The sequence below is a fragment of the Sphaerisporangium sp. NPDC049002 genome, from assembly GCF_040649355.1.
In the GTDB taxonomy this organism is placed as follows: Bacteria; Actinomycetota; Actinomycetes; order Streptosporangiales; family Streptosporangiaceae; genus Sphaerisporangium.
The window spans coordinates 1-12610 of the sequence record NZ_JBEZFH010000215.1 but is presented as its reverse complement, the minus strand read 5'-3'; the positions used below and the strand labels follow the sequence as shown (position 1 = coordinate 12610).

Here is a 12610-nt window from a genome sequence, read left to right as displayed (position 1 = left end):
GCGGTCAGCCGCTGACGGAGGCGCCGAAGTCGGCGGGCGAGCCTTCTGGCACGCCCGGCACCAGTCGACGGGCGCCGCGAGGTACTGGCCGAGCTGCGCGTCGACGAGCCGTCGCGCGACTCGCTCCAGCGGTACACGCTCCACCCGGCGTTCCTCGACGCGGCGATCCACGCCTCGCTCGGCCTGCACACCGCCCTCGACGAGCCCGGCGCGGAGCTGCTGGACGACGGCGCTGCGATGGCGGTGCCGTTCGCCCTGGACCGGCTCGACGTGTTCGCCGACTGCGGCGAGTCGATGTACGCATGGGTGCGCCCGGCGGCCGGGGCACGGCCCGAGGGCGTCGCCCGTGTCCTGGACATCGACCTGACCGACGCCCGCGGCCGCGTCTGCGCGGCGCTGCGCGGTCTGACGTACCGCGCGGTCGACACGGGAGAGTCGGACGTCGGCGAGCGCCGGAACTCGGCGCTGCGCACCCTGCTCCCGGTGTGGGAGCCGCGGAACCTCGCCCTCCCGGCGGACGGCGTTGCCGGGGAGCCGGGCGTCGTCCTGGTCTTCGACGCCGACCGGCGGCTGGGCGACGCCCTGAGCGCGTGCGCACCCGGCCACCGGCGCGTCTCGCTGCACCCGGGCGCCACCTGGGAGGAGATCGCCGGGCGGATCCGCGAGGTCTGCGGCGACGACGCCCCCGCGCACGTCGTCTGGGTCGCCCCGCACGAAGGCGGCGACCTGGTACGCGGCCAAGAGCACGGCGTCATCGAGGTCTACCGGATCGTCCGGGCGCTGCTGTCCCTGGGACACGGCACGAGGCGGCTCACCTGGACCGTCCTGACGTACGGCACGCAGCGGGTGAACCCCGGCGACCGGGTCGCCGCCACCCACGCGAGCGTGCACGGGCTGATGGGCAGCGCGGCCAAGGAGCACGCCCGGTGGGCCGTCCGCCTGCTCGACCTGCCCGGCGACGACCGCGCGGACGTCGTACCGGCCCTGGAGCGGGCCTGGCACGCGATGCCCGCCGTGCGGCCCGGCACCACGCTGGCGCTGCGCGAGGGCCGGTGGTTCTCGCACGAACTCCTCCCCGTCCCGGCCCTGGAGCCCGCCGGAGCGCCCTACCGCCGCCGCGGCTGCTACGTCGTCATCGGCGGCGCCGGCGGCATCGGCGAGCTGTGGAGCCGGTACATGGTGGAGCACCACCAGGCGGCGATCGTATGGATCGGCCGGCGGCAGCAGGACGAGGACATCGAGCGCCGGCTCGCCGAACTCGCCGCGCTGGCGCGGTCCGTCGGCGCGGAGGCACCCCTCTACGTCCCGGCCGACGCGCGCGACGTCGACAGCCTCACGGCCGCCCACCGCCGGATCAAGGAGCGCCGCCCGCGCATCGACGGCGTGGTGCACTCCGCGATCGTCTTGGCCGACAAGACGCTCGCCAACATGGACGAGGAGCGGTTTCGCGCCGCATTGGCCTCCAAGGTCGACGTCGGCGCCGCCATGGCCCGCGTCTTCGGCGCCGAACCCCTGGAACTCGTCCTCTTCTTCTCCTCGGTGGAGAGCCACGTCCGGGACGCCGGGCAGGCCAACTACGCGGCCGGGTGCACCTTCAAGGACGCGCTTGCCGCCGCCCTGCGCGAACAGTGGCCGGACACCGTCGTGAAGAGCGTCAACTGGGGCTACTGGGGCGCCACCGGTGTCGTCAGCGACGACTTCTACCGCAGCCGCATGGCGGCCGAGGGCATCGACTCCCTCGACCCCGAGGAGGCGCTGCGCCACCTGGCGCACTTCCTCGGCGGCGAGCACGACCAGGTGGCGCTCATGCGGACCTTCGGCGACGAGGCGCTCGACGGCCTCGCCCTCGACGAGCGGCAGGTGGCCGGATCCGCCCCGCTGCCCCCCGTGCTCGACCGGGTCGTGGCGGACCACCGCCCGCCGCCCGGCGAGGTCGCACGGCTGAGCCGCTTCCTGCCGCACCCCCGCCTGTGCGAGCTCGCGGAACGGCTGCTCGTCACCACGCTGCGCGACCTCGGCCTGGACGGCCTGGAGCGGCGCGTGCTCCCCAAGTACCGGCGCTGGCTGGAGGAGAGCGACCGCGTGCTGACGCACGCCGGACTGCTCCAGGTGCGTGGCGGGCGCCGCGTCGCCCTCGCGCCCGCCGGCCTCGACAGCGCCGAACTGTGGCGCCAGTGGCACGACGAGCGCCAGCAGTGGCACCACGGCGCCCACCAGCGAGCCCACGTCGACCTCGTCGAATCCTGTCTGCGGGCGCTGCCCGACGTCCTCGTCGGAGCTCGGCCCGCCACCGAGATCCTCTTCCCCGGCTCGTCCATGTCCCGGGTGGAGGGCATCTACCGGGGCGACCCCATCGCCGACTACTTCAACGACCGGCTCGGCGAACTCCTCGCCGACGCCGTGCGCCGGTGGGGCGCGGCCGACCCCGCACGGCGGCTGCGCATCCTGGAGGTCGGCGCCGGGACCGGTGCCACCAGCGCCCGGGTCCTGGGGACCCTCGAACCGCTGCGCGACCGCATCGAGGAGTACTGCTACACCGACCTGTCCAAGGCGTTCCTGTTTCGAGCCGAGGAGCAACTGCTCCCGCGCCACCCGTACGTGACGACCCGCATCCTCGACGTCGAGCGCCCGCCCGGGGAACAGGGCCTGGAACCGGGCTCCTTCGACGTCGTCGTGGCGACCAACGTCCTGCACGCAACCGCCGACATCGCCCGGACCCTGCGCAACGTCAAGGCGGCCCTGCGGCCCGGCGGACTGCTGTTCCTGAACGAGATGAGCCGAAACACGCTCCTGGCCCACCTCACCTTCGGGCTCGTCGACGGCTGGTGGCGTTCGCAGGACGCCGAGCTGCGCATCCCCGGCAGCCCGGTGCTCACCCCCGAGCGCTGGCTCGACGTGCTGGCCCGCGAGGGTTTCCGCAGGGCCGTCCAGCCGGAGCAGGAGGCGCACGCCCTCGGCCAGCAGCTCACCGTCGCCGAGAGCGACGGGCTGTTCCGGGTACCGCGCACGAAGGCCGACACCGGCCCGCGGGGGCAGGAGCGGCCGCCGACCGTGTCCGGCGGCACCGTGCCGGACGGCACGCTGCGGGCGCGGACCACCGAGTACTTCGAACGGCTGCTGCGCGAGGCGCTGCGCCTGCCGGACGAGGACCTCGACCCGCACAAGGACCTGCACGACTACGGCCTGGACTCCATCCTGGTGTCCGGCATGAACAACGCCCTCACCCGGGACTTCGAGGACGTCAGCAGCACCCTCTTCTTCGAGCTGCGGACCCTCGACGAACTGGTCGGCCACTTCCTGGAGACCCGGGAGGCGGAGCTGCGCAGGCTCTTCGGCAGCGCGCCGGCCGAACGGCCGGAGCCCGCCGCGGAGTCCGGCCCTGCCGCCGCGTCCCGCGTCGAGCGCACCACGCGCCGGGTCACGGAACTCGTCGCGGCCACACTGCGGTTGGCCCCGGGAGAGCTGTCGCCCGACGCCAACCTCTTCGACCTCGGCCTGGACTCCATTCTCGTCGTCCAGCTCAACAACGCGCTGAGCCAGGACTTCGATGGGCTCAGCAGCACGCTGTTCTTCGACTGCCCGACCATCAGGGACGTCGTGGCGCACCTCGTCGCGGAGCACTCCGAGCGCCCCGAGCCGCCGGTCGAGGTACACGCGCCCCGGACCGTGCTCACCGCCCCGGCGCCCGCCGTCGAGCCCTCTGACACACCGGCCGTGTCGCGGACCGGAGGCGCCACCAGGCCCTCCGGAGACATCGCCGTGATCGGTCTGGCCTGCCGCTACCCGCAGGCCGACAGCCCCGCCGAACTCTGGGAGAACGTCCGCGGGGGCATGAACTGCACGGCCCCGTACCCGGCCGACCGCTGGTGGGTGAGCTGGGACGAGGAAGGGCGCGGCCGCCCGTGGGGCGGCTTCCTGGACGACGTGGCCTCCTTCGACGCGGACTACTTCGGCATCCCCGCGGACGAGGCGGCGGCCATGGACCCCCAGGAGCGGCTGTTCGTCGAGACGGTCCACAGCTGCGTCCAGGACGCCGGCTACACGGCCGAGGCCCTCAACCGGCAGGGCCGGGTCGGTGTGTTCGCCGGCGTCATGAACTCGACGTACAACGGGCGCACCGCCTACTCGTCGATCGTGAACCGCACCTCCCACCTGTTTGACTTCCAGGGGGCCAGCATCGCCGTCGACACGGCCTGCTCGTCCTCACTCACCGCCGTCCACCTGGCCGTGGAGAGCCTGCGCAGCGGCGACAACGACTGCGCGATCGCGGGCGGGGTCAACCTGCTGCTGAACGCGGACCACTTCGACGTCCTCGCTGAGCACGGGCTGCTGTCCGACGGCGACCGGTGCCGGCCCTTCTCCGAGCACGCGGACGGTTTCCTGGCGGCCGAGGGTGTGGGCGCCGTACTGCTACGTCCGCTCCAGGACGCGCTAGACGGCGGCGACCACGTGTACGCGGTCATCAAGGGCAGCGCGGTCAACGCCGGCGGGCGCACCAGCCGGTACAGCATGCCCAGCCCGAAGGCGCAGCGGGACGTCGTGGCGCGAGCCCTGGAGAAGGCGGGCGTGGCCCCGGCCACCGTCAGCTACGTTGAGGCCCATGGCACGGCCACCGCTCTCGGCGACTCCATCGAGATAGCGGCGCTGTCGCGCGCGTTCGGCACCGACCGCGCGGGCCGGTACTGCGCGGTCGGCTCACTCAAGTCGAACCTGGGGCACTGCGAGAGCGCGTCGGGCATCGCGAGCCTGACCAAGGTACTGATGCAGATGCGGCACGGGCAGCTCGCGCCCTCGATCAACGCCGAGGAGCTCAACACGGGGATCGTCTTCAAGCGGTCGCCGTTCCACGTGCAGCGCGAACTCGCCCCCTGGACGCCGACCGACGCCGAGGGCCGGGCCCTCCCGCGCCGCGCCGGCATCTCCTGCTTCGGCGCGGGCGGCTCGAACGCACATCTGATCATCGAGGAACACAGTGGAGGCGGCGACGTGGCCCCGGCGATGGAGCACACGCACGAGGAGCCCTGCCTGGTGCCGCTGTCGGCGCGGACCCCGGAGGAACTGCGCACCGTGACCGGGCGCCTGGCGGACTTCCTCGCCGACGCGGCCCGCACCGCCCACCCGGTGGCGCTGCCCGGCCTCGCCCGCACCCTGCAGGTCGGTCGGGACGAACTGCCTGTCCGGCTGGCGTACGTGGTGCGGTCCACGGCGGAACTCGCCGCCCGTCTCACGGAGTTCCGTGAGACGGGGGAAGCGGGCGCCAACGAGTACGCCGACCTCACCGGTGGACCGCGTCCCGGCCACAGTGGTTCCGACGGGCCTGTGGCCGTCGGGGCCGACCCGCACGAGACGGCCCGGAGGTGGCTCTCGGGCGCGGCCGTCTCCTGGGACGCGCTGTACGCCGGCCGCCCGGCGCGGCGGGTCAGCCTGCCCACGTACCCCTTCCGGCGCACCCCGCACTGGTACACGGAGCCGCGCCCGGCATCGGCCCCCGCTCCGAGCGGCGGAATCTCCGCGCCCGCCAAGCAGGAGGGCGTGCGGGACTGGCTGCGCAGGACCGTCGCGGCGTACCTCGGCCGCGACGCGTCCCAGGTGCCCACCGACCACGACTTCACCGGTGTCGGGCTGTCCTCCATGGCGCTCGTACGGCTGGGCAGGCAGATCCGGGACCTCGACCCGGAGTTCGAGACCGCGCTCCTCTTCGAGTACGGCACGGTCGACGAACTCGCCGCTCACCTGGCCGGGCGGGGCGTCACCGCCCCCGCCGCGCGGGAGGCCGCCGACGACGCCGTACGGCACCACACCACCGCCGATGCGGTCCTGCGCCACCCGCTCTCCGATGGCCAGCAGGGACTGTGGGCCCTGCACAAGGCGGCACCGGACGCGAGCGCCTACAACGTGCCTCTGTGCTTCCGGGTGACCGGGCTCGACGTGGCGGCGCTGCGCTGTGCGTTCGACGCCGTGCGCTCCTGGCATCGGGTCCTGCGCGGCGTCGTCCGGGAGGAGCACGGCCTCCTGCTGCTCGTTGAGGCCCCGGCGGACGGAGAGTGGCTGACGGAGCACCATCTCACGACGTACGGCGAGGCCGAGGTGCTCGAGCGCGTCCGCGCCGCGGCCAAGGCGCCGTTCGACCTGGAGCAGGGCCCCCTGTGCCGGATCGGCGTCTTCCACGGGCCAGGCGGCGAGTCCTGGGTGCTGCTGAACGCCCACCATATCGTCCTCGACGGCACCTCAGCCGTCGTCCTGGTGAAGGACCTGCTCCGCGGCTACCAGGCGCGGCTGGACGGCACGCCCGCCGACGCCTTCCAGCCTACCGCCGGGTACGAGGAGTTCGTCGCGCTGGAGAAGGCCGGCCTGCGAGCCGCGGACGCCGGCGCCCGGCTCGCCTACTGGCGCGACCGGCTGACTCCGCCGCTGCCCGCGCTCGCGCTGCCCGCCGACCGGCCGCGCTCCGCGCTCTCCGGCCCCGTGCGCGGGGCCACCGCGACGCGGCGCCTGTCGCCGGAGCTGAGCGAGCGGATCGCACAGGCCGCCCGCGACCACGGCCTCTACCCGTCGGCGCTGTTCCTCGCGGCCTTCAAGGTGCTGCTGAGCCGGTACACGCAGCAGAACGACGTGATCGTGGGCATGCCGGTGAACACCCGGCCCGCGCACGGCTTCGCCGCGACGGTCGGCCACTTCGTGAAAATGATGCCGGTGCGCAGCCGGATCAGCCCGGCCGAACCCTTCGCCGATCTGTGCGCGAGCGTCCAGAAGACCCTGGTCGACGGCCTCGCCCACGACTACCCCTTCACGGCGCTGGTGCGCGAACTCGGCCTGTCCGGCGCTGGCTCACCGGTCTTCACCTGCGTCTTCATGTACCAGGACTGGTACGAGGACGTGACCGCGCCCGCCCCGTCGTTCCGGTACGTCGAGGGCATCCACCAGGAGGGCGAGTACGAACTCGTCCTGGAGGTCGTCGAGCCCGGCGAGCACGGACCCGGCTTCACCGTCAACTGCAAGTACGACGCCGCCCTGTTCGACCCGGAGACGGCCGAACAACTGTTGCGCCAGTACGAGCATCTGCTGCGCACGGTGTCGGAGGCGCCCGGCCTGCCGGTCGACGAGTGCTCCCTGCTGTCGCCCGAGGAGCGGCACACCCTGACCGTGGAGTGGAACGCCACGGAGGTGGCGCAGCCCGACCGGTGCGTCCACGAGCTCTTCGCCGAGCAGGCCGCGCGCACACCCGACGCCGTGGCGGTGGTGAGCGGCGCCGACACGCTCACCTACGCCGAACTGGACGCCCGCTCGACCCGGTTCGCCGGCCGCCTGGCAGCGCTGGGTGTCGGCCCCGGCAGCCTCATCGCCGTCTACATGGAGCGCTCCGCCGAGCTGCTGGTCACGCTGCTGGGCACGATGAAGGCGGGCGGTGCGTACATCCCGCTGGACCCCGGCTACCCGAGCGACCGTCTCGCATACATCCTGGCCGACGCCCGGCCGCGGGTCGTGGTCTCCGACTCGGGGCTGCACGGCCGGCTCCGGGAGCTGACGACGGAGCCGGCCGCGCCGCACGTCGTCCTCATCGACGAGGAGCGGCCCGACGACGCCCCGTGGGTGCCGTGGCAGCGCGTCGGGGGAGCCGATCTGGCCTACGTCATCTACACCTCGGGCAGCACAGGCAACCCCAAGGGGGTGATGGTGCCACACCGGGCCCTCACCAACTTCCTGTGCGCGATGGCCCGCAGGCCCGGCCTGACGGCCGACGACCGGATGCTCGCGGTGACGACGCACAGCTTCGACATCGCCGTGCTCGAACTCTTCCTGCCGCTCGTCACCGGTGCCCTCTGCCACGTCTGCGACGCCGCCACCGCGCGGGACCCCGAGCGCCTGAAGGAGCTGATCGGCGCCGTCCGGCCGACGGTGATGCAGGCGACCCCGTCGACCTGGGCGATGCTGTTCCACGCCGGGTGGGCCAACGAGGAGCGGGTGCGCGTCCTGTGCGGAGGCGAGGCGCTGCCGGAGACCTTGCGGGAGCGCCTCGTCGGACTCGGCTGCGAGGCCTGGAACCTGTTCGGACCGACCGAGACCACGGTGTGGTCCACGGCCGGGCGGATCGAGGCGCACCGGCGCGCCACCATCGGCCGGCCCATCGACAACACCCGGATCCACATCCTCGACGAGCGGGGGCGGCTGGTGCCCGCGGGCGTCCCCGGCGAGCTGTGCATCGCCGGGGACGGGCTCGCTCTCGGCTACCTCAACAAGCCGGAACTCACGGCCGAACGCTTCCCCGACAACCCCTTCGCACCCGGCACCCGGCTGTACCGCACGGGCGACCTGGCGCGCTGGCTCAGCGACGGCTCCCTCGAGTGCCTGGGCCGCATCGACTCCCAGGTCAAGATTCGCGGCTTCCGTGTCGAACTCGGCGAGATCGAACATGTCCTGGCCGACCACCCGGCCGTCCGCGAGTGCGCGGTCGTGGCCCGGACGCAGTCCGAGAGCAAGCAGCTCGTGGCCTACTACACCCGAGCGGCCGGGACGGGCGCGCAGGCCGGTGAGCTCTCCGCGCACCTGCGCCGCCGGTTGCCCGACTACATGGTTCCGCCGTTCCTCCTCCCCGTCGACCGGCTGCCCCGGACGCCGAACGGCAAGGTGGACCGCAAGGCGCTGGAGGAACGCGACGTGACGCTGCCTGAGGCGGCCGAATCCGCCGTACCGGACGCCCTCCGGCCCGCCGCAGCGGAGACCCGCGGACCGGCCGTACCGGAGTCGCCCCGGCCCGCCGCACGGGCCACGGCCGCCGCCACCGGCGTACCGGACGAGGCCGACGTGCTCGCGCTGTGGCGCGACGTCCTCGGGGTCGCCAACCTCCGCCCCACCGACGCGTTCCTGGACGCGGGCGGCAGCTCGGTGCTGGCGGCCGTGCTCGCCGACCGTGCGGGCAAGCGGTACGGGCTGCCCTTCGGCGCGGCCGAGGTCTTCAAATGCGTCAGCGCGCGCGGCATGAGCGAGCACCTGACCGCCCTGGGCGCGGGCGACGAGCAGCCCGGGCGCCCCGCCGAGAACCGCTCGCCGGCGGCGGCCGCCGCCCCCGCGTCCGCCCTCCCCGCTCATCTCGGGGACAGCGTCGCCATCATCGGCGTGTCCTGCCGTCTGCCGGGCGCGGACGACCACCACCAGTTCTGGCGCAACCTCGTCGCCGGGGAGGAGAGCGTGGAGCTCTGCTCCGAGCAGGAGTTGCGCGACCTCGGCGTGGACGAGGAACTGCTCGCGCATCCGGACTACGTGCCCGTGCGGGCCGCGATGCGCGGCAAGGGGTACTTCGACCCGGAGTTCTTCCAGGTCACGCCCCGCGACGCCGAGCTGATGGACCCGCAGCTGCGGCTGCTGCTCCAGCACTCCTGGAAGGCGGTGGAGGACGCCGGCCACCTGCCGGGCGACGTCGCGGATGCGGCCGTGTACATGTCCACGAGCAACGCCCTGTACCAGGCACCGCTTGCCGGCCGTGGCGCCCGGCGCGACTCGGAGGGCCTCGTCGCCTTCCTCCAGGCGCAGCCCGGCACCATCCCCACGACCATCTCCCACCGGCTCGGACTGCGCGGCCCCAGCCTGTACGTGCACAGCAACTGCTCCTCCTCCCTGGCCGGGCTGGCCCTCGCGGTGCAGTCCATCCAGTCCGGGCAGACCCGACACGCCCTCGTCGGCGGCGCGGGCATGTACGGCGAGCTCGCCGTCGGCTACCTCCACGAGGAGGGCATGACCCTGTCCGCCGACGGGCACTGCAAGCCCTTCTCGGCCGACTCCGACGGCATGGTCGGCGGCGAGGGCGTCGTCGTGCTGCTGCTCAAGGACGCGGCGTCGGCGGTGCGCGACGGCGATCACGTCTACACGCTGCTGCGCGGCGTCGGGATGAACAACGACGGTGACCGGAAGGCCGGTTACTATGCGCCCAGCGTCAGCGGCCAGACCGAGCTGATCTCGGCGGTTCTCGACCGCACCGGGGTTCACCCGGAGACGATCGCCTACCTGGAGGCCCACGGCACCGGCACCCGGCTCGGCGACCCGATCGAGGTCATGGCGGTCTCCGAGGCCTACCGGCGGTACACCGCCAGGACCGGCTTCTGCGGCATCGGCTCCGTCAAGTCCAACCTCGGCCACCTCGACGCGGCCGCAGGCCTGGCGGGCGTCCTCAAGACCGCGCTGGTCCTCGGCCACCGGCTGGTGCCCCCTACCGTCAACCACCGGGAGCCCAACCCGCAGATCGACTTCGCGCGTTCGCCCTTCCACGTCGTGGACCGGCTCACCGAGCTCACCCCGACGACCGGGCCGCTGCGGGCGGCGGTCAGCTCCTTCGGCATCGGCGGCACCAACGTCCACGCCATCCTGGAGGAGGCCCCGCCCACCACGGGCGACGAGGGCACCTCGTTCACCGGGCCGCAGCTCGTACCGCTCTCCGCCGCGAAGCCGGAGAACCTCATGCGGTACGCCCGCGAGTTCGCGCACCGGCTCGCCGAGCCGGAGGGCACCGCGCCGGCCCGGTGGCTGGCGGATGTGGCGTACACCCTCCAGGTCGGCCGCACCGCCCTGCCGGAGCGGGTGGCCTTCGTGGTGCACAGCGTGAGTGAACTCGTGGACGCACTGGAGGACTTCGCCGCCGGCCGCGACCACGCCGCGTGCGCACGCGGCTCCCTGGGCGCGTCCGCAGCCCTGCTCGACGAGGACGACCTGCGCGAGCTCACCGGCCGCTGGCTCACCGAGGGCAGGCTGGACAAGCTGGCCCGCCTGTGGGTGGACGGCGCCTCCGTGGACTGGCACCAGCTGCACACGGGGGAGCACCGGCCGCGCCGGGTCAGCCTGCCGACGTATCCGTTCAGCGAGGAGTACCACTGGCTGGGCGCGGACCCGGACGAGCCGGAGACGGCCGACGCGCAGGTGCACTTCTTCGAGGAGCGCTGGGTACCGGCGGACGCGGTCGGCACCCCCGCGGCCGGTGACCAGGTCGTCCTGTGCTTCCTCTCCGGGGAGGCCGCGCAGCGGGCGTACGCGCGGGAACTGCGCGAGCGCGCCCCGGGCGTGCGGCCCGTGTTCGTCGGCCGGACGGCCTCCGGCGCCGGGGACGGCGACACCGCCCGTGTGGCGGACCCCGGCAGCGAGCACGACCTGCGGCGGGTCCTGGAGGAGGTCGCCGCCGAGTCCGGGCGCGTCGACGCGATCCACTACCTGTGGTCGGCCGAACACGAGACCGAGGCATCCCTCCTCGGTGAGCCCTGGCGCGTGGCCGCCCTGGTGCGCGCCCTGGCCGGCGCCCGGCTGGAGGTCCCCCATGTGCTCGTCGCCGGGCACTTCCGCGACGCCGTGGAAGAGGCCGTCCTCGACTCGCTGATCGGCTACGAGCGGTCCCTCGCCGAGGTGCTGCCCGGCACTTCGCTGCGCGTGGTCATGCACGACGGCGAGGCGCCCGCCGCCCGCTGGGCCGACCTGCTGCTCACCGAGCAGCACCAGGAACGGCCGGTCAGCGCGCTGTACCGGGCCGGTGTGCGCCATGTGGGCCGGGTGGAGCGGGTTGACGTCGCTACGGCGCCCACCGCACGCCCGGGGCTGCGCGTTGGCGGGACCTATCTCGTCACCGGCGCGTTCGGTGGGCTCGGACGGCGCGTCGCCGAGCACCTGGCGCGGACGTACCACGCCAACCTGGTCCTCGTCGGCCGCTCCCCGCTGCGGCCCGCCGACGAGGCCTGGACCGGGACGCTGCGCCGGCACGGCGGAGACGTCGTCTGCCACCGGCTCGACATGAGCGACCCGCACGCCGTGGCCCGGCTGCTGGCCACGCTGCCCGCGCTCGACGGGGTCTTGCACGCCGCGGGCGCCGCCGAGGCCGCGTCGCTGCTCGACAAGACGAGTCAGTCGTTCGAGGCGGTCCTCGGGCCGAAGGTGCGCGGAACCCTCGCGCTGGACCGCGCGCTGCGCAGCGGCTTGCGTCCGCCGGCCTTCGTGTGCCACTTCTCGTCGAGCGCGGCCGTCCTGGGCGACTTCGGCAGCTGCGACTACGCGGTGGCCAACCGCTTCCAGGCGGCGTACGCGCGCGCCCTGCGCGACGACGCGTCGCGGGTCGCGACCATCGCCGTGCAGTGGCCCCTGTGGACGGAAGGCGGGATGGGCGCGGCTGCCCAGCGGAGCACCGGCCGTGCCTTCGCCGACGCCTATCTGGCCTCCAGCGGCCAGCGGCCCCTGGACAGCGCACAGGGACTCGGCATCCTGGAGCGGCTGCTGACGGCGGGACACGCGGCTCCGCTGGTGCTGCACGCACCGGCCGCACGGGCCACGGCGCTCGTCCGGCATGCCGTAGCCCCGTCGGCGGCGCTCGAACGGCGTGCCGCCGCCCCGTCCGTGGCCCTCGAACGGCCTGCCGTTGACCCGTCCGCACCGCCGCGCCCGGCGGCGGAGCAGGGTGGCAAGCCCGCCCCGCGAGCACCCCGGCCGGACCTCACCGAGACCGTCCGCGACGTGGTGCGGCAGGTCCTGAAGGTCCCCGCGCACCGGCTCGACGACCGCAGCACCTTCGTCGACCTCGGGCTGGACTCGCTGCGCCTCACCCAGCTCGCCCACCAGCTGTCGGACCGCCTCGGCCTGCGGTTGC

Annotated in this window: 1 protein-coding gene; it reads left to right on the top strand. The window is 73.8% G+C overall.

Going from position 1 to position 12610, the window contains the following annotated elements:
• Nucleotides 1–45 precede the first annotated feature (45 nt).
• Nucleotides 46–12610: amino acid adenylation domain-containing protein (locus AB0B89_RS30100; protein ID WP_358559554.1), on the top strand; the 12565-nt coding region annotated here is incomplete at its 3' end.